The organism is Natronomonas sp. EA1 (assembly GCF_051195035.1).
GTDB lineage: Archaea > Halobacteriota > Halobacteria > Halobacteriales > Haloarculaceae > JBNTJV01.
Genome location: NZ_JBNTJV010000002.1, coordinates 123015 through 141176, shown reverse-complemented (window position 1 = coordinate 141176; position 18162 = coordinate 123015). Strand labels below are relative to the sequence as shown.

16 protein-coding genes are annotated in these 18162 nt (G+C 67.7%); 11 read left to right on the top strand and 5 right to left on the bottom strand.

All coding sequences use genetic code 11. From position 1 onward, the window contains the following. Positions 1 to 28 precede the first annotated feature (28 nt). The 4 genes from ACQUQR_RS06580 to ACQUQR_RS06565 all read left to right on the top strand — a co-directional run bounded on the left by ACQUQR_RS06580 (position 29) and on the right by ACQUQR_RS06565 (position 3188). Positions 29 to 937 (top strand): RsmB/NOP family class I SAM-dependent RNA methyltransferase, encoded by a 909-nt coding sequence (locus ACQUQR_RS06580; RefSeq protein ID WP_435195657.1) that lies wholly within the window; start codon positions 29 to 31, stop codon positions 935 to 937. Then, positions 934 to 1440 (top strand): DUF7122 family protein, encoded by a 507-nt coding sequence (locus ACQUQR_RS06575; protein WP_435195656.1) that lies wholly within the window; start codon positions 934 to 936, stop codon positions 1438 to 1440. Before ACQUQR_RS06580 ends, ACQUQR_RS06575 begins: the two co-directional genes overlap by 4 nt. 90 nt (positions 1441 to 1530) lie before the next feature. After that, positions 1531 to 1956 (top strand): CBS domain-containing protein, encoded by a 426-nt coding sequence (locus tag ACQUQR_RS06570; protein WP_435195655.1) that lies wholly within the window; start codon positions 1531 to 1533, stop codon positions 1954 to 1956. A gap of 59 nt (positions 1957 to 2015) precedes the next feature. Further along, positions 2016 to 3188 carry an MFS transporter gene (locus tag ACQUQR_RS06565; RefSeq protein ID WP_435195654.1) on the top strand — a complete coding sequence of 391 codons (1173 nt, stop codon included), beginning with the start codon at positions 2016 to 2018 and terminating at the stop codon, positions 3186 to 3188. A 6-nt stretch (positions 3189 to 3194) separates the two neighbouring features. On the opposite strand, the gene ACQUQR_RS06560 is transcribed toward ACQUQR_RS06565, so the two are convergent. Together ACQUQR_RS06560 and ACQUQR_RS06555 are read right to left on the bottom strand one after the other, a co-directional pair. Further along, positions 3195 to 4694 carry a DUF790 family protein gene (locus ACQUQR_RS06560; protein ID WP_435195653.1) on the bottom strand — a complete coding sequence of 500 codons (1500 nt, stop codon included), beginning with the start codon at positions 4692 to 4694 and terminating at the stop codon, positions 3195 to 3197. Continuing rightward, complete coding sequence (locus ACQUQR_RS06555; protein WP_435195652.1) at positions 4694 to 6028, bottom strand: DEAD/DEAH box helicase family protein; 1335 nt, start codon at positions 6026 to 6028, stop codon at positions 4694 to 4696. Before ACQUQR_RS06555 ends, ACQUQR_RS06560 begins: the two co-directional genes overlap by 1 nt. 128 nt (positions 6029 to 6156) lie before the next feature. Here ACQUQR_RS06555 and grpE point away from each other — a divergent pair, with 128 nt between their 5' ends. Together grpE and dnaK are read left to right on the top strand one after the other, a co-directional pair. Beyond that, positions 6157 to 6762 (top strand): nucleotide exchange factor GrpE, encoded by a 606-nt coding sequence (gene grpE / locus ACQUQR_RS06550; RefSeq protein ID WP_435195651.1) that lies wholly within the window; start codon positions 6157 to 6159, stop codon positions 6760 to 6762. A 161-nt stretch (positions 6763 to 6923) separates the two neighbouring features. Then, entirely contained in the window at positions 6924 to 8810 is a 1887-nt protein-coding gene (dnaK, locus tag ACQUQR_RS06545; RefSeq protein ID WP_435195650.1) for a molecular chaperone DnaK, read from the top strand. A 216-nt stretch (positions 8811 to 9026) separates the two neighbouring features. Here dnaK and ACQUQR_RS06540 read toward each other — a convergent pair whose 3' ends face one another. Continuing rightward, positions 9027 to 9176 carry a DUF7557 family protein gene (locus ACQUQR_RS06540; protein WP_435195649.1) on the bottom strand — a complete coding sequence of 50 codons (150 nt, stop codon included), beginning with the start codon at positions 9174 to 9176 and terminating at the stop codon, positions 9027 to 9029. A gap of 164 nt (positions 9177 to 9340) precedes the next feature. On the opposite strand from ACQUQR_RS06540, the gene ACQUQR_RS06535 reads away from it, so the two are divergent. Together ACQUQR_RS06535 and ACQUQR_RS06530 are read left to right on the top strand one after the other, a co-directional pair. Beyond that, a complete protein-coding gene (locus tag ACQUQR_RS06535; protein WP_435195648.1) occupies positions 9341 to 9631 on the top strand; it encodes a UPF0175 family protein in 291 nt (96 codons plus the stop codon). Then, positions 9632 to 10144, top strand: a complete 513-nt coding sequence (locus ACQUQR_RS06530; RefSeq protein WP_435195647.1) for a DUF3368 domain-containing protein — start codon at positions 9632 to 9634, stop codon at positions 10142 to 10144. Between the two features lie 82 nt (positions 10145 to 10226). Here ACQUQR_RS06530 and ACQUQR_RS06525 read toward each other — a convergent pair whose 3' ends face one another. Continuing rightward, positions 10227 to 12071: a Rieske (2Fe-2S) protein gene (locus ACQUQR_RS06525; RefSeq protein ID WP_435195646.1), complete on the bottom strand. Its 1845-nt coding sequence runs from the start codon at positions 12069 to 12071 to the stop codon at positions 10227 to 10229. Between the two features lie 139 nt (positions 12072 to 12210). Between ACQUQR_RS06525 and dnaJ the strand changes: the two genes are divergently transcribed. From dnaJ to ACQUQR_RS06510, 3 genes are all read left to right on the top strand, one after another. Continuing rightward, entirely contained in the window at positions 12211 to 13371 is a 1161-nt protein-coding gene (gene dnaJ / locus ACQUQR_RS06520) for a molecular chaperone DnaJ (protein ID WP_435195645.1), read from the top strand. A 32-nt stretch (positions 13372 to 13403) separates the two neighbouring features. Further along, the gene (locus tag ACQUQR_RS06515; protein WP_435195644.1) at positions 13404 to 14093 is read left to right on the top strand and encodes a hypothetical protein; all 690 of its coding nucleotides are present in this window, start codon (positions 13404 to 13406) and stop codon (positions 14091 to 14093) included. 339 nt (positions 14094 to 14432) lie between these two features. After that, entirely contained in the window at positions 14433 to 15653 is a 1221-nt protein-coding gene (locus ACQUQR_RS06510; RefSeq protein ID WP_435195643.1) for an MFS transporter, read from the top strand. 4 nt (positions 15654 to 15657) lie between these two features. Here the strand turns inward: ACQUQR_RS06510 and ACQUQR_RS06505 are convergent, their stop codons facing one another. Next, the gene (locus ACQUQR_RS06505) at positions 15658 to 17649 is read right to left on the bottom strand and encodes an AMP-binding protein (RefSeq protein ID WP_435195642.1); all 1992 of its coding nucleotides are present in this window, start codon (positions 17647 to 17649) and stop codon (positions 15658 to 15660) included. Positions 17650 to 18162: the final 513 nt, after the last annotated feature.

The following is an 18162-nucleotide window of genomic DNA, read 5'->3' as shown; positions in this document are numbered from 1 at the left end:
ACAAGCCTTGGCCTCACCGAACCCGGGTATGGACGTGCTCGCGCGGTACGAGCCCCTCATGGACGACCCCGAGGCCTTCCGGGCCGCCTGCGAGCGGCCGCTCCCCTCCGTCGTCCGGGTCAACACCATCAAGACCACCGTCGAGCGGGCGCGCCGCGCGCTCGACGAGGCAGGGGTGGACTACGAACCGACCGACTGGCACCCCGGCCTGCTGAAACTCGACGCCGGCGAGCCGGGGAAATCGTGGGCCTACTTCCACGGCTGGCTCTACGGCCAGGAGGAGGTCTCCGCCGTTCCGGCGCAGGTGCTCGACCCCCAGCCCGGCGAGCGGGTCTTGGATACGTGTGCCGCACCGGGGTCGAAGACGACCCAGCTCGCGGCGCTGATGGACGACCAGGGAACCCTCGTCGCCAACGACAACAACCTCGGCCGCCTGTCGGCGCTCCGGTCGAACGCCGAGCGCTGCGGCGTGACGAACCTCGCGGTCACCCGACAGGACGCCCGGAACTTCTCGCTGAAACCCTTCGACGGGGCGCTATTCGACCGCGTGCTCGCCGACGTGCCCTGTTCGTGTGAGGGGACCATCAGAAAGAACCCCGACGCGCTCGACGAGTGGACCGAGGACCACGTCGAGGGGATCGCCGGGGTCCAGAAGGGGATCCTCGAACGCGCGATCCAGGTGACGCGCGAGGGCGGCACCGTCGTCTACTCCACGTGCACCTTCGCGCCGGAGGAGAACGAGGCCGTCCTCGACTACGCACTGGAGCACTGCGACGTGGAGCTGGTGGCGTTCGAGCTTCCGTTCGAGACGGCTCCCGGTGTCACGGAGTGGCACGGGGAGGAGTACTCCGAGGACGTGAGGAGGGCCCACCGCATCTACCCGCAGCACAACGACACGGGCGGGTTCTTCTGTGCGAAACTGGAGGTGCAGGCATGAGGGAGAACCAGGGCAAGCGGTTCGGGAAGCTCCCCGCGACCGATGCGGACCGCGAGGTGGAGGGCCGTCCCTCGCGTGCGGCCGTCCTCGCGTTCTTCGAGGACTCCTACGGCATCGACCCGGAGACGTTCGCCGAGTTCACCTTCTGGGAGCGCGGTGCGGGCAAGATCTGGGCGTTCCACGCGGACGCTCCTTCGCCGATCGCCGTGGAGGGGCTCGGCCTCTCGCTTCTGCGCGCCCGACAGGAGCACTGGAAGCTGACGACGAACGGGGCCCAGCGGTTCGGGCACGCGGCGACGAAGAACGTCGTCCACCTCTCGGAGGAGGAGGCGACGCGGTTCGTCCGCGGTGAGGACCAGGCGATGCCCGAGTGGGACGGCGACTGGGGGTATCTCATCGTGAGCCACGACCTCGCAGGCGAGTCGGAGCCCATCGGCGTCGGCCTCTACCTCCACGGCGAGCTCCGCTCGCAGATCCCGAAGGGTCGCCAGCGCGAGTTGTAGCCGACCTTTCGCCGTTCTTCCCGATTCTCCGCGCGTGGTTCTCCTTCGGTGAGCGCGTAGGGTGGCTGGGAGACACTCCCGGTGAATCAGATGCCCCTCGGACAACTCGCACGAAAACAGCTCGACCTCGTGACAGCCGCCCCGGAGACGTCGATACGGGACATCGCGAACGTGATGAAATCCCGCAAGGTCGGGTCGGTCATCATCGAGCGCGAGAAGGAAGTGCAGGGAATCGTGACCGACCGCGACATCGCCATGCAGGTCGTCGCGGAGGGGAAGGACCCGAAGAGCACCGTTGCCCGCGACGTCATGACCCGGAACCCGGTGTGTGCCGACACGAACGACGGCGTGGCGGTGCTCTGCCGGAAGATGAGCGACGCCGGCGTCCGCCGGATGCCCGTCCTCGAGGACGGGAAGCTGACGGGGATCATCACCCTCGACGACCTCCTCGTCCTCATCGACGGCGAACTCGACGACCTGACGGATATCATCCGGGCGGAGTCGCCGACGTACTGACCCCCGAGCAACCCTGCCGCGACCATCGCGGTTTTACGACCGGGGGGTGACCCCCGAGTATGGCCTCCCGGTCGTCCCCGACGAGCCACCCGTGGCTCGCGCTCGCGGGCTGTTTCCTCATGGCGACGGGGTTCAACGCCTACACGTTCGCGCCGGCGAGCATCATGCCGCCGTTCACCGCGGCGTTCGGCATCGACAAGCCGACCGCCGGCCTCGCGATCAGCGTCGTCTTCCTCGCGTGGGTCTGCTTCCAGCTCCCGAGCGGCTTCCTCATGGACCGCTACGACAACCGCCGGCTCGTCTGGGCCGGGACGGGGGTGTTCACCGCGGCGGCCGTCGCGGGGCTGTTCACGACGACCTATCCCGCCTTTCTCGCCACCCGGTTCGTCGCCGGCGTCACGGCGGTGTTCCTCTGGACCGCGAACGCGAACATCGTGGGCCAGTCGTTCCCGGTCGACCGCCGTGCGGTCGGCACGAGCCTGTTCGTCACGAGCGCGCCCGCGGGCGTGACGCTCGCGCAGGCGGCCGGCCCCGCGCTCGAACCGCTCGTCGGCTGGCAGGGCGTCGTCGCCGGGTACGCGGCCGTCGCCGTCTGCGGGCTCCCTCTCTTCGTCTGGGCGCTCGACGGCCCCGTGCGCAACGAGTCCGCGCTCTCGCTTGCGGGGTTCAGACGCGCGCTCGGCGACCGCCGGGTGCTCGCCATCGCGCTCAGCAGCTTCTGTGCCTACTCGCTTTTCGTCCTGTTCAACTCGTGGATGCCGACCTACGCGACGGAGGTGGTGGGCGTCGACGCCGGCGCTGCGGGCGCGCTCGCCGCGCTGCTCCCCGCGATGGGGCTGTTCGCCCGCCCCGGCGGCGGCTGGCTCTCCGACCGGCTCGGCGGTCGCCGTCGGCCCGTCATCGTGGGTGCGTTCCTGCTCGTCGTCCCCGCGCTGGTCATCGCCGTCCTCGCGACCTCTGTCGTCGGGTTCGCGGTCGCGCTCGTGCTCGCGGGCATCGGCTCACAGCTCGGCACGGGCGTCTTCTACGTCTACGTCGAGGAGGTGTCGGGCGCCGGCTCCGGGGGGACGAGCCTCGCCGTGTTGATGACGCTCTCCATCGGGGGGTCGCTCCTCGCTCCCGTCGCCACCGGCTTCGTCATCCAGAGCGTCTCCTGGGCCGCGGCGTTCGGGCTGGGCGGGCTCCTCGCCGTCGGTGGCGTCCTCGCCATCTCACGGGTCCCCCGGCCCTGACCGCTGCTACTTCTCGCGGACCGTCCCACCCGACAGCCCCTCCCACTCCACGCGGTAGCCCAGCCTGGAGAGGATGGCGCTCGCGTCCTCGATACCCAGCTCCGAGAGCGCGTCCTCGGCCGCCGAGAGCGCCATCCCCGGCGCGATGGCCTCGCTCGCGCGGTCGAGCACCGCGGGACGGACGAGCGTGCGCCCGACGACCTCGTGGTCGGGGAAGGATTTGTTCTCGACCGCGTCTTCGCTCACACCCAACTCCGCGGCGAGGGTGGCGATGGTCACCACGTCCGCATCGGGGGCCAGTTCGTCGGGGAGGGCGGCCGCGGCGTCGGCGACGAGGTCGGCCTCGTAGCGCCGCAGGGCGTCGCGGATGTCCTTCACCCGGACGGTCCCCGAGTAGGGAATCGCTCCGTCGGTGAGCGCCTCCACTTCTTCACCCACGCCGAGCGACTCGTCCACGGCGACGAGGAACGCCACGTCCTCCAGCGCCGCGAACCGCGAGAGCTTCTTTTCAATATATTCGGGCGTCCAGAAGCCCATGATCTCGAAGAACACGCGAAACCCCGAGTGGTTCCAGTCGAACGCGAAATCGGGGATGACGACGTGCTCGCCGGCTTCGAGCGGTTCGGGTTCGCGGACCAGCGCCCAGTCGAGGTCGAGCGCGCGGAACCGCGCGGCGAAGTCGGCCTCCACGCCCGAGTCGAAATCCGGTTCGGTGAGCGGGTCGACGCCCGGCACCGACACGTCCGCGTCGGTGAGGTGGAGTTCGCGCTCCGTCCCGCGGTCGTCGATGGTCGCGGTGAGCTCCCAGTCGGCGGTCTTCGCCACGGTGCGGAGCAGCCGGGCGAACCGGGTGCCGTACCGGCGAGAGCGTTTGAACAGCGCGTCCGGCCCGGTGACGACCACCTCTCTGCCGCCCTCGCGTTTGCGGATCTCGTACAGGAGCCGGAGCCGCTTCACCGCCGAGACGAGCGCCTTCGGGTCCACCGTTCGGATTCTGACCTCTGTCGCGTCGAACAGCGCCGTCTGCGCGAGCGAGAGGTCGTACTGCGTCAGCAGCTCCTCGGAATCCCAGCGCGGCTCGAACGCCGTCAGGACCTGCCGGTCCTCCAGGTCGGCGTAGAGCGCCTCCTCGACGACCTGGGGCGCGACGTGCAGGCGCTCGGCGGCCCGCGCGAGCGCCCGCTCGCGCTCGTCGGGCGTGACCGCGCCCAGCTCCTCGGCGGCCGCGAACGCCACCCTGCGGGCCCGCTCGGGCGGGATCTCGGCCTCGGTCTCGAAGGTCGCCTCGCGGTCACAGAGCTTGGCGAATCCCCGGACGAGTTTGAACGACTCGTAGTCGTTCTCCACCTCGGTCAGCGCCTCGTCCAGTCGCGCTCTGGGCTCGCCGAGGTGCTCGCGGTAGGTCTCCAGGACGCGCCGTGCCACCACCTCATCGTCGGGGCTCGTGAACTGCGGGCGGTAGCCCCCGCCTGCGCGCGACACCCGGAGGAGGTCCTTCGTTAACATTAGCGACGCCTCCGGGCGACGCCCTCCTCCGCGGTCTCCTCGGTCACGAGCTCGTACAGCAGGGCGCGACCCCCGTCGGATTTCGGGCGGAGCACCCGCCCCAGCCGCTGGGTGAACTCCCGTTCGCTTCCGGACCCGGAGAGGACGATGGCGACGTTGGCGTCCGGCACGTCCACCCCCTCGTCGAGCACGTTCGCCGTGACGACCCGGGAGTAGGTTCCCTCCCTGAACTTCGCGAGGATGTCGCGGCGCTCTGCCGCCCCCGTCTCGTGGGTGATGGCGGGGATGAGGAAGCGCTCGGAGAGCCGATAGACGAGGTCGGTGAACGCGGTGAAGACGATGACCCGGTCCTCGCGGTGGCGGTCGAGCAGCGCGCCCAGTCGCTCCACCTTCCGTTCGGCGTTCATCATCACCTCACGGGCCTGCTGTTTGGCGAGCAGCGCCTCGCGGGCCCGGGGGTCGTTCCCCGAGCGCTTCACGAGCTCCTGGTAGTCGCTGCCCGACCGGAGCTGGACGCCCGAGGTGCGGAGGTACTCCACGAACGTTCCCTGCAGGCGGTCGTAGCGCTCGCGTTCCTCGGGGGTGAGGCTCACGGCGAGGCGCTTGATGTCGTAGTCGGCGAGATGTTCCCCCGCGAGGTCGTCCACGTTCACCTGATATACGACGGGCCCGAGCAGCTCCGTGATGGCCTCGTGCGCGCCGTCCGGGCGCTCGAAGGTCGCCGTCAGTCCCAGCCGCGACGGGGCCGCAAGCAGGCGCGCGATGTCCTGATACCCCTCGCCGCCGAGGTGGTGGACCTCGTCGAAGACGACGAGGCCGAACCGGTTCCCCAGGTCCTCCGCGCGCAGGTACGCGGAGTCGTACGTCGAGACGGTGAGGTCCTCGATGACCTGTTCACCCCCGCCGAGCTGGCCGACCGGCCGGTCGAACTCGGTTTCCAACTCCCGTCGCCACTGTTCGAGGAGGTCGATGGTCGGGACGACGACGAGCGTCGGCGTTTCGAGCGCGACCATCGCGCCGATGGCGACGACGGTCTTCCCGCTGCCGGTGGGGAGTTCCACGATCCCCCGGTTTCGGTTGTCGCCCCACGCGTCGAGCGCAGCGGTCTGGTACTCCCGGAGGTCGTACTCCGTCGAGAGGTCGAGGTCGGGGAGGTCGAACACCCGGTCGTCGAGGGGGGTGTCACGCGTCTCGAGGGCCGCTTTCACCAGCGGGTAGCGGAACGCCGGGGCCCGTCCCGACTTCGAACGGGGGTCGGCCTCGACGTACGGCAGGCCCTCGGCGGCCCCGTCCACCCGGACGGTGCCGTTCTCGTAGGTGAGCGTGACGGCCATTGTTCGCGTTCGGCCGCGGTGCCGTATAAGTCCGCCGCCACTCCGTCGTGCGGTCCGCCGCGCATGCCGCGTCCGTCCGGACGGCTGATTTCTGAACCCTTATACGCCGCAGAACCCTTCCCCCGTACATGAGCGAGAACGAGGGGGCAGAGGCAGTCGCACCCGACGAGGAGGCCGAGACGCCGGCGGACCCGGACGCGGAGCTCGTCGCCCGCGTCGAGGACGCCGAGCCCGAGGAGCTGGCGCGTGAGATCGCCGCGCTCCGCGAGCGGGCGGCGACGGCCGAGTCGGAACTGGCCGACGCCCGTGAGGAGCGCGACGAGCTCGAATCCAAACTCAAGCGCAAGCAGGCGGACTTCCAGAACTTCAAGAAGCGCATGGAGCGCAAACAGGAGCAGGAGGCCGCCCGCGCCACCGAGGACCTCGTGACGCGGCTGCTCGAAGTGCGCGACAACCTCGTTCGCGCCCTCGACCAGGACGAGGACGTGGAGATCCGCGACGGGATCGAGTCCACGCTCGGCGTCTTCGACCGTGTGCTCGACGACGAGAACGTCGAGGTCATCGAGCCCCAGCCCGGCGACGAGGTGGACCCGCAGCGCCACGAGGTGCTCGTGAAGGTCGACTCCGACGAGCCGGAGGGGACCATCGCTGACGTCCACCGCCCGGGCTACGAGATGGCGGAGAAGGTGATCCGGACGGCGCAGGTCACCGTCTCGAACGGCTCGGGCGAGTAGTCCAATGAAGCGAGAGGAGTAGACGAGCGGTTCGACTTATACGCGGCGGTCGCGTGGGTAGCCCTTCGAGAAAACCGCCCGCAGACGGCCTCCTTCTGTTGGGTGTGTGCCGACGTATCTAGCAACTTTTAACCGATTCAGGTGGGTATGGTGAGCCAACAATGGCGAGTAACAAGATCCTCGGTATCGACCTCGGTACCACCAACTCCGCGTTCGCAGTCATGGAGGGTGGTGACCCCGAGATCATCGTCAACGGTGAGGGGGACCGCACGACGCCGTCCGTCGTCGCCTTCACCGACGACGGCGAGCGGCTCGTCGGGAAGCCGGCGAAGAATCAGGCCGTCCAGAACCCCGAGCGGACGATCCAGTCCATCAAGCGCCACATGGGTGAGGAGGACTACACCGTCGACATCGACGGGACCGACTACACGCCGGAGCAGATCTCGGCGATGATCCTCCAGAAGATCAAACGCGACGCCGAGGAGTACCTCGGTGACGAGGTGGAGAAGGCCGTCATCACCGTCCCGGCGTACTTCAACGACAAACAGCGCCAGGCGACCAAGAACGCCGGCGAGATCGCCGGCCTCGAGGTCGAGCGCATCGTCAACGAGCCGACGGCCGCGTCGATGGCGTACGGCCTCGACGACGACGCCGACCAGACCGTCCTCGTCTACGACCTCGGTGGCGGGACGTTCGACGTGAGTGTGCTGGACCTCGGCGGCGGCGTCTACGAGGTCGTCGCGACCAACGGGGACAACGACCTCGGTGGCGACGACTGGGACCAGGCCATCATCGACTACCTCGCCGACGAGTTCGAGAAGGAGGAGGGTATCGACCTCCGCGAGGACCGGCAGGCCCTCCAGCGGCTGAAGGACGCCGCGGAGGAGGCGAAGATCGAACTCTCCTCGCGCAAGGAGACGACGGTCACGCTCCCGTTCATCGCGGCCGACGACTCCGGGCCGAAGGACCTCGAACAGAAGCTCTCCCGCGCGAAGTTCGAGTCGCTCACGTCGGACCTGCTGGAGCGGACCGTCGCCCCGATGGAGCAGGCGCTGCAGGACGCGGGCTACTCGAAGTCCGACATCGACGAGGTCATCCTCGTCGGTGGCTCCACCCGGATGCCGCAGGTCCAGGAGAAAGTCGAGGAGGTCACCGGCCAGGCCCCCAAGAAGAACGTCAACCCCGACGAGGCCGTCGCGCTCGGCGCGGCCATCCAGGGTGGCGTGCTTTCGGGGGATGTGGACGACATCGTCCTGCTCGACGTGACCCCGCTCTCGCTCGGTATCGAGGTGAAGGGTGGCCTCTTCGAGCGCCTCATCGAGAAGAACACCACCATCCCGACCGAGGAGTCGAAGATCTTCACGACGGCCGCGGACAACCAGACCCACGTCCAGGTCCGCGTCTTCCAGGGCGAGCGTGAGATGGCCGAGGCGAACGAACTGCTCGGCGAGTTCCAGCTCTCCGGCATCCCGCCGGCCCCCGCGGGCACACCCCAGATCGAGGTCTCGTTCAACATCGACGAGAACGGCATCGTGAACGTCGAGGCCGAGGACAAGGGCTCCGGCAACGCCGAGTCCATCACCATCGAGGGCGGCGCCGGCCTCTCCGACGAGGAGGTCGAGCGCATGCAGGAGGAGGCCGAGAAGCACGCCGAGGAGGACAAGAAGCGCCGCGAGCGCATCGAGGCGCGCAACGCCGCGGAGAGCTCGCTCCAGCGCGCGGAGACCCTGCTGGAGGAGAACGAAGAGCAGATCGACGCCGACCTCGAGGACGACATCCGCGCCGCGATGGACGACTTAGAGGAGACGCTGGAGGACGAGGACGCCTCGAAGGAGGACCTCGAAGCCGCGACGGAGGACCTCTCGAAACAGCTGCAGGAGATCGGCAAGCAGATGTACGAACAGCAGGCTGCCGCGGGCGGTGCGGGTCCCGGTGGCGCCGGTCCCGGCGCGGGCGCTGCGGGTGCCGGCCCCGGTGCGGGCGCGAACGCCGACGGCGACGAGTACGTGGATGCTGACTTCGAGGACGTTGAAGAGGACGACAAGTAGTCGTCCTCTTCAGCCCGTCGGACGTAGTCCGACGAACGTAGACGACAAGGACGAGTAACGTCCTTGTCGTCTGCTCGATAGGCTCGCGCCAGCGAGTCTATCGGTGTCTCGGAACGGCGACCAACGGGAGCGTTCCGAGGACGAGTCATTTCTTCTCGCTTTCTCACCGTAGATCCACGGCTCTCCGGGTGAGCGCGCGAAAAAGGCCCGGCCGCGTTACGGAACGTCTCCGCCGTGGTGGAGGCTCCGTTCACCCGCCTCGTAGATGTTGATGAGTTCCGTCACCAGTTCGTCGTAGCTCTCACCCTCCTCGCGGAGGGCGTCGAGGCGGTCCACGGTGTCGTCATCGAGCTCGATGTGGGCCATTGCATCGAGAACGTAGGCGCCGAGCCCCTGTAAAGTCCGGGGCTACTCGGCCTCGTGGAGGCGCTCGCCCCGGTGGAGTCGGGTCTCGATGGAGAACGGAGACGGACGATACTCCCGCTGGACTCACCGGAGCATTTGTATACATTGCATACGATGTAAACACCATGGGGACGATCTCAGCACGCGTGCCCGACGAGCTAGAGGCCGAACTCGAGGTGTACCTCGAAGACGAGAACCTCGATCGGAGTACGGCCGTTCGAAAGCTCCTCTCCGAGGGACTCGAGGAGTGGCGTCGGAAGCGGGCCCTCGACAAGCTCGCAGCGGGTACGATCACGTTTAGTAAAGCAGCTGAACTCGCGGGGATGTCCGTCTGGGATTTCGCCCAACTCGCCAAGAAGCATGACATCACCTGGGTTGCGGGCGACCATCTCGACTCGGATCTCGAGGCGCTGTGAATGTGGGTCTTCGACGCCACGCCGCTCATCTACCTCGCGAAAGTCGATCGTCTCGATCTGGTCCAGCATCTCGACGGGTCGTGTGTGATCCCCGACCGCGTCTACGAGGAGGTCGTCGAAGCCGGTATCGAACAGGGCTATCCGGACGCTCGTCGTATCGAGCGTGGTGTTGAGAACGATCTGTTCGACGTAGTGTCGGTTGAACCCACAGCGCTCGTGTCGCGGCTCCAACGAAACGACAACCTCAGCGACGCTGATATCGCTGTTCTCGCTCGCGCCGCCGCTCACGACGGCGTGGCCGTGATGGATGAGGCATACGGTCGTGATGTCGCTGCAACCGAGGGAGTCACGACCCGAGGTACAGCGTATCTCGTGCTGGTACTGGCCAGCGATGGAACGATCAGTGTCGACGAAGCGCGAACCGTGATCGATACGATGATCGACGAGGGGTGGTACTGCGCGCCCAACGTCTATGCGAACATCGTTCGGAAACTCGAATCACTTGCGGAGTGACCTATTGCTGTAGTCAGAACGAACGCCTGCTGTGTAACTCCCTGAGGATTTCGACAGAGCCTCGTTTTTCCCACGAGACCCGCTACTTCGCCTCGTGGAGGCGCTCGCCCCGGTGGAGTCGGGTCGCGATGGAGAACGTCTGTTCGTTCTCGCGGCGCGTCGGGAAGTGCGCGGCCATGTAGCGGGCACACGCGATGAGCGCGAGGCGTTTCTCGTCAGGGTCGTCGAGGCTGTCGTAGCGAGCGAAGGCGGCCTCCACGTTCTGGAGGGTGTGGAACCCCGCGTCCTCGCGGAGGAGCCCTCTCCCCAGGACGCGCTTCAGGTCCTCCGGGTCGCCCTGCGAATCGTTAGAACGCGCAGCGTTCTGACTGCCTGTCGAGCTTTGCTCGACAACGTCGAAATGCTCGCTCACGAGCGTGGCGGCGCGGTTCACCTGCCCCTGTTCGTCGAAGCAGTCGAGGAGATCCGACCGGATCGCTTCGGGGTCGCTGTCCGACTCGCCGGGCGTGGGGGTGGGCGCACGCGGCTGGTTCAGGAAGCGGTCGAGATACACCGACATCGCGGCGTCGAAACAGCCGCGGTAGACGGCGTCGGTGGTCGTCCGCTGGGCGACACGATGCACGGCGTTCGCGTAGGTGAACGTGTGGTGGACGGTGTCCCAGTCGGAGAACTCGTTGTTCGTGGCGAACCACGCGACGCGGCGGGTGGCCGCGCGACAGACCGCGTCGGCGAGTTCCGTCCTCGTCGCGCCCGCCTCGATCGCACCGGTGAGCGCGTCGATGATGGCCTCGGGGTCATCGGAGAGCAGGGTCTCGACGAAGTCGTCGGGCTCGGTCCACTCCTTCCCCTCTCCCGCCGAGACGAGGTCGTCCAGCCGGTCGTGGGCGTCGAAACAGAGCGAAGCGATGTCGACGGGGGTGCGCCACGCGGAGCGTTCCTCCATGCGCGTCGCGTCGGTGAGCTGGCGCACGGCGGAGGCGAGCACTTTGTCCGCATGCTCCTCTGCTCGCGGGTCGCTACGCTCCCCGCTCGCACTTTCCGAGGCGCTTCGCGCCTCGCTGCCAACGTGGTCTATCGTCTCGAACGCCTTGTTCAGGAAGTCGACGGTGTGGCCCGAATTGAGATACAGCGAGTCCGTCGCGGCCGTGAAGACGATGTCCGCCACGTCGTCGAGCGGGAGGTTCTCGACGGCGGTGAGGATAACGCGCTCGGCGCCGTCCGAATCCCGGACTTCGACGTTCTCGCGGAACCACGAGGTGAGCCGTTCCTTCGAGAGCTCGCGGTTCTCGAAGGCGTACTGCTGGAAGCGGGGTGGCTCGCCCGCGGCCTCCGACGCGACCTCCCGGACGCCGGTGAACATCGCGCGGCGTTTGTCTCTCCCTCCGACCTGGGAGTAGAGGTTCGCCATACAGCCGAGGGTGGTGAGGCCGCGGCCCCAGCCCATGGCGCGATATTTCGTCCCGAAGTTGACGGCGGTCTCGATGGGGGTCGAAAACCCTTCCCCATGTTCGTCCAGCCCGATGACGGCCTTCGCCATCACCAGTCGGAGGTTCTCGTGGAGGCCGTCCGCGAGGCGATTCCGCCAGTGGACGTTCGGCGCGATTTTGCGTTCGGGGTCGGGGTCGATGAACACCTCGCCGTCCCGAATCTCGACGGGGAACGTCTGGACGTCGTCGGCCCACGGGTCGAACGTGTCGCCCTGCTCCAGCTCGAAGCGGGCGTGGTGCCAGTGGCAGGTGAGGATTCCTTCTTCGACCGTCCCCTTCGAGAGCGGGAACCCCATGTGGGGACAGCGGTTGTCGACGGCGTACACCTCCCCATCGTGGTAGAACAGGGCGATGGCCTGGCCGTCCTCCTGGATCACGAGTCGGCCCTCCTCGTCGAGCGCGTCGACGCTCGCGACGGGGACCATGTCGGTCGTTGCCATACGCCGACTTCGGAAGCGGGGGTGAAAACCCTTAGCTGAACGACGTTTTGGTAGGCTGGGTTACTGGAATCGGTTTCAGTATTCTGTCGTCGCGGAGCCGTTCTTTTGAAGTAGTTCAACGGAGTATGACCGACAACGAATGAGCGAGGACTTCTACGAGGTGTTGGGGGTCTCGCGGGACGCCTCAGAAGACGAGATCAAGCAGGCGTATCGCCAGAAAGCCCGGGAGTACCACCCCGACGTCTCCGACCACGACGACGCCGAGGAGAAATTCAAGAAAGCCAAGAAGGCGAAGGAGGTGCTCACTGACGACGAGAAGCGCCGGATGTACGACCAGATGGGTCACGAGCGCTTCGAGCAGGCCGAGAAGCGCGGTGCCACGGGCGGCGGAGCCGGTGGCGCGGGGGGCTTCGGCGGCGGCAACCCCTTCGGCGGGGGTGGCGCGGGCGGCTTCGGCGACATGAACGACATCTTCGAGCAGTTCTTCGGCGGTGGCGGCCAGCGCCAGCGCAACGGGCCGCGGCAGGGTCAGGACCTCCGCACGCGGATGGAGATCTCGCTGGAGCAGGCGTTCGAGGGCGCGACGAAGCAGTTCACGCTCACCCGGCCCGAGGCGTGTCCGGACTGCGACGGCGAGGGCCATCCGCCCTCCGCGGACTCCCGGACCTGCCCCGACTGTGACGGGCAGGGCCAGCAGACACGCGTCCAGCAGACGCCGCTCGGCCGGATGCAGCAGACGCAGACCTGCCGCCGCTGTGGCGGGGACGGGACCATCTACTCCGAGTCCTGTTCCACCTGCGGCGGGCAGGGCGTCGTCAACACCGAGGCGACCCTGCGCGTGGACATCCCGGCCGGCATCCGGACGGGCCAGACCCTCCGCATGGGTCGGGAGGGCGCTCCCGGCGAGAACGGAGGGCCGAACGGCGACCTGCTCATCGAGGTCGACGTCCAGGAGCACCCCGAGTTCGAGCGCGACGGCGACGACCTCCACTACACGCTCCCCATCTCCTTCCCGCAGGCCGTCTTCGGCGATACGGTGGAGATCGAGACGCTCGACGGAACCGTCGAGGTCGACATCGAGAAGGGGACCCAGTCCGGCGAGACGGTCCGGATTCGGGGTGAGGGGATGCCTCGCCTCCAGCGCCGTGGTCGCGGCGCGCTCTACGTCCACCTCCAGGTCGTCACCCCCGAGGACCTGAACGACGAGCAGCGCGAGGCGCTCGCGCAGTTCGCGGAGGCCGGCGGCGAGGAGGTCGACGTGGGCCAGGGCTTCTTCGAGAAGATAAAAAGTAGCTTCTGAACGCTTTTCCTCTCTCCGTCCCTCGGTATCGCATGGACGTTCTCGGGGACCTCGTCGCGCGCGCCCGGCGCAGCGACGCGCCCGCGCTCCGTGCGGGAGACCACGAATTCGACTACCGTCGCTTCTGTACGACGACGTGGAAGGTGGGAAACCTGATGCGCCACTACCTCGGCGTGCGCGCGGGGGTGGAGGTCGCCATCGACCCCGCGCCCGCGAGACAGGCCGTGCTCTCCTTCTACGGCGCGGCGTTGCTCGGTGCGCCCGTCCGGTTCACTCACGACCCGGGCGAGGCGCGGGCGTACGTCGGTCCGACGAGCGACCTCCCCGAGGTCGGCCCCGCGACGAAGCTCCTCGCGTACGGCGAGACACCCGACGACCCTTCGGTCACCTACTTCGAGCGGGAGGTCTGGTCGGAGAACCCCACGGAACCCACCGAACGCATCGCTCCCGACGACCCGCTCCTCCGGGCGGTCGAGCGCACGGTTTCCCACGGGGAGGCGCTCGCGGCCGCCCGTGCGGTGGTCTCCGAATACGGCCTCGCCTCGGACACCAGGGTCGCCCTGCGGGCCCCGCTCACGTCTCCGGGTGCGGTCGTCGCGGGGCTCGTCGCGCCGGTGCTCGCGGGCGGGACGGTACTGCTCCCCGGGGAGGGACAGCGGGGGGATTTCGCCGTCGGGGACGGTCCCGAACCGCGCGTCATCGATCCCGGGTCTGCGGTGTGACTCCCCGGTCACGATACACTTATTTCGGGTCCCCGGGTCAGTTACGCTGCGATTCGCTGCGTCCGGCTACGGTGTCGGTGTCGGGGCACCCGTAGGGACCCGAGACCGTGCCGCGTAGTGAATCGCGTTGTCTCCGGCCCGCGACGCTCCGTCGTCACAGACGGCGGCCCGCGTCCGTGCCCCGGAGGTCCAGTCGAGCGGACAGTCCTCGGCTGTCTCCGACGAGACCGTCGACTTCCGTGACGGCGGGACCAAGAGCGGGACTCGCGTCCCGGGCCGGATTCTTCCCACCTGAGCGACGGCGATGGGGTTTTTACGAGGGGCGCGTGAGGGACTGACGTGCGTACCGCTCTCGCCGACCGAATCTACTACGGCTGGGTCGTCGCCATCGCGTGTTTCACCGCGTGTGGCGTCCTGTTCGGGCTGACCTACTCCTTCAGCGTGTTCTTCGACTCGCTCTCGGCGTCGTTCCCCGTCTCGCCTGCGCGCATCTCGCTCGTCTTCGGCATCCAGTCGGCCACCATCTACGTCGGTGGCGCCTTCCTCGGTGGGGTGCTCGACTGGCTCGGCCCCCGTCGCGTGCTAGCTGCGGGCACCGTCCTCCTCGGCGGCGGGATGCTCGCCGCGAGCGCCGCGGACTCGTACCTGCTGTTCGTGGTCACCTACGGGCTCGTCGTCGGGCTGGGGATGAGTTGCTGTTATCTCGTCGCCTACGCTGTCCTCCCGCTGTGGTTCGGCGAGCGTCGGGGGACGGCGACGGGCTTCGCCTCCGCCGGCCTCGGCGCGGGCCTGCTCGTCATCGCGCCCGCCTCCGTCGAACTCATCGAGGCCGTGGGCTGGCGCGGCGCGTACCAGGTGCTCGGGCTGGGCCTGGGGGCCGTCCTCGCGCTCGCCACGCTCGTGCTCGCGGACTCCCCAGAATCGGTGGGCGCTGACCTCACCCGGGAGTTCCCGGACGGTCAGCCCACCACGGACGGCGGGTTCGACGTGAGCGCCGTCTCTCAGACCGTCACCTCGCTCCCGTTCCTCCTCGTCATCGCCGGCTGGGCGGCCATCTACGCCACCCTCTACGTCCTGATGAACCACGTCGTCCCCTTCGCCCGCATCGAGGGGATCGCGTGGGCCGGCGTCACCGCGATCAGCGTCATCGGGGTGACGACGAGCGCCGCCAGGCTGGCCGTCGGCGCGGCCTCCGACCGGGTCGGTCGGGTCTCGCTGTTCGTCGCCTGCTCGGCCTCGATGGGCGTCGCCATGCTCGCGCTCCCGTACGTCCCCGGCGCGTGGGGGCTGCTCCTCGTCGCCGTCGGCTTCGGCGTCGCCTACGGGGGGAACGGCGCGCTCCTCTCCCCGCTCGTCGCGGACCTGTTCGGCTCCGCACGACTGGGGACGCTCTACGGTATCGCCTCCGTCGCCTTCGCCATCTCCGGCCTGCTCGCCCCCCCGCTCGCGACGCTCGGGCTCGAACGGTTCGGCAGCTACACGCCGGTGTTCCTCGGCGTCGGCGTCGTCGGGGTGGTGGGCGCGGCCTGTATCGCCGGTGCGGCCGCGCTCTCCGAGTAAGAGATTACCGCGCGTCCTCGAGCCGGTCGAGCGCCTCGGGGTTCTCGATGGAGGACATATCGCCGAGGTCCTCACCCGTGTAGGTCGCCTGGATCGCCCGGCGGATGATCTTTCCAGATTGCGTCTTCGGGAACTCGTCGACGAACAGCACCTCTCTCGGCTTGAACGGCTTCCCCAGCTCCTCGCCGACCTGCTCGCGGAGCGCCTCGCGCAGGTCGTCCGTCTCGTCGACGCCCGCTTCGAGGATGACGTAGGCGACGACGGCCGTTCCCGTGGTGTCGTCCGGCACACCGACCGCCGCGGCCTGGTTCACCGAGGGATGCTCGATGAGCGCGCCCTCCACCTCCGCGGGGCCGACCTTCCGGCCCGCGACGTTGAGCGCGTCGTCCGCTCTTCCATGTAAGAACCAGAAGCCGTCCTCGTCCTTCTGTGCCCAGTCGCCGTGGTCCCACATGCCCTCGAAGCGCGACCAGTAGGTCTCGAGGTAGCGCTCGTCGCCCGACCAGAGCGACTTCGTCATCGACGGACAGGAGTCCTTGGCCACGAGATAGCCGCGCTCGCCCTCGTCGCGGATGGACTCCCCACGCGCGTCCACGATGTCGATGTCCATGCCGAGGCCCGGTCCCCCAAGCGAGCACGGCTTGAGGGGTTGCCCAGGCAGCGGCATGAGGAAGCAGCCGCAGATTTCGGTCCCGCCGGAGATGTTGATGATGGGGCACTCCTCTCCTCCGACATTTTCGTAGAACCACATCCAGGATTCGGGGTCCCAGGGTTCGCCCGTCGAACCCAAGATACGGAGCGAGGAGAGGTCGTGGCCCTCCAGCCAGTCGTCTCCCTTCTTTCGCAGGGCCCTTATCGCCGTCGGCGAGATGCCGAACTGGGTGAGCTTGTGGCGGTCGATCATCTCCCAGAAGCGGTCCGGGTTCGGGTAATCGGGGGCGCCTTCGTACATGAAGATGGTTCCCCCGAAGGTGTGGTTTCCAATCAGCGTCCACGGCCCCATCATCCACCCGATGTCTGAAACCCAGAAGAACCGGTCGGAGGGCTTCTGGTCGAAGCCGAAGTGGATCTCCTTCGCGGTCTGGACCTGCACGCCCGCGTGCGTGTGGACGATACCTTTCGGTTTGCCCGTCGTTCCGGAGGAGTAGAGCAGCATCGACTCGTCCGAGGAGTCGAGGTGGACGGTGTCGAAGTCGTCCTCCTGCGTCTCGACGGCGTCGTCCCACCACTCGTCGCGGCCGTCGATCCAGGGTACATCCCCACTTCCGAGGCGGTCGTAGACGATAACGGACGAGACCTCGGTGTCGGCCTGTGCGATGGCCTCGTCTGCGGTCCCTTTCAGGGTGACCTCACTTCCTCGACGATAGAACCCGTCGGCGGTGAACAGCACGTCCACCTCGGGGTCTTCGATTCTCGTGGCCGTGGCATCCACGCCGAACCCGGAGAAGATGGGGACGGCGATGGCGCCGACCTTGAAACACCCGTACAAAATCGAGATGACCTCGGGGACCATCGGCATGTACAGGCCCACCGTATCCCCCTTCTCGATGCCCCGTTCCTGGAGGGCGTTCGCCACTTTCGAGGACTGCCTCCCGAGTTCGTGGTACGTGATCTCCCGCGTGTCGCCCGGTTCGCCCTCCCAGATGCAAGCGACCCGATTTCTGTTCTCCGAGTCGACCGCGGCGTGTCTGTCCACGACGTTGTGCGCGATGTTGATCTCTCCTCCTGGGTACCAGTCGGAGAACTGCGGGCCGTCGCTGTCGTCGCGAACTCGGTCGTACGCCTCGTAGAACTCGATATCGAGGTAGTCGACGAGTTCGTCCCAGAACCACTCGACGCCCGACTCGTCTCCCAACTCCTCGTCGACGGTGCGCTCGATGAGTTCGTCGTAGCTGTCGATGTCGTACTCCTGCATGAACCGCCAGACGTTCGTCGATTCGACGAAGGCCTGGTCCGGCTCATAGACCACCTCGCTGATGTCTTCGAGCGACTCCATAGCGGCTACTCCGGGCGCGGTTGGAAATAGTTTCCCGTCACCTGGATGATGGGGCTCATGCTGGCTTGTGGAGGCTGTCGGGGTTCGCTTGAAAGGCTCGTCCTGTTGGTGAACCGTGGCAGCCGCTGGCGACACCACCTCGGAAACCCTTACTTGCTGTCGTGGTACCTACCCCGTCAACATCAGATAGAAAGCCCCGGCGCGCTGGGCTCGGTGCGGACCGTGCGCTCCTCGCTCCCTCTGTCGGAGCAAGCTCCGACATGCCCTCGTTCACTCCGTTCACGAGGACTCCGGTCGCTGCGGTGCTCACGGTTCCGCGCCTTCCCCCAGCGCGCCGCCCCTTTCGGTCCCACCCTGGGGTACCTTCCGGGCTTTCGACCCCCAGTGGCTGGCCGGACAGCCGCCCCGCGATGGCCTGCCGAACAGCCGACTCGGGTGGACTGAAAGGGGCCGTCGCGTCGCGCCGGAGGGGAGTCGTCTGCGCGAGCCCTATCGCGTGCGCGGATATCTCGC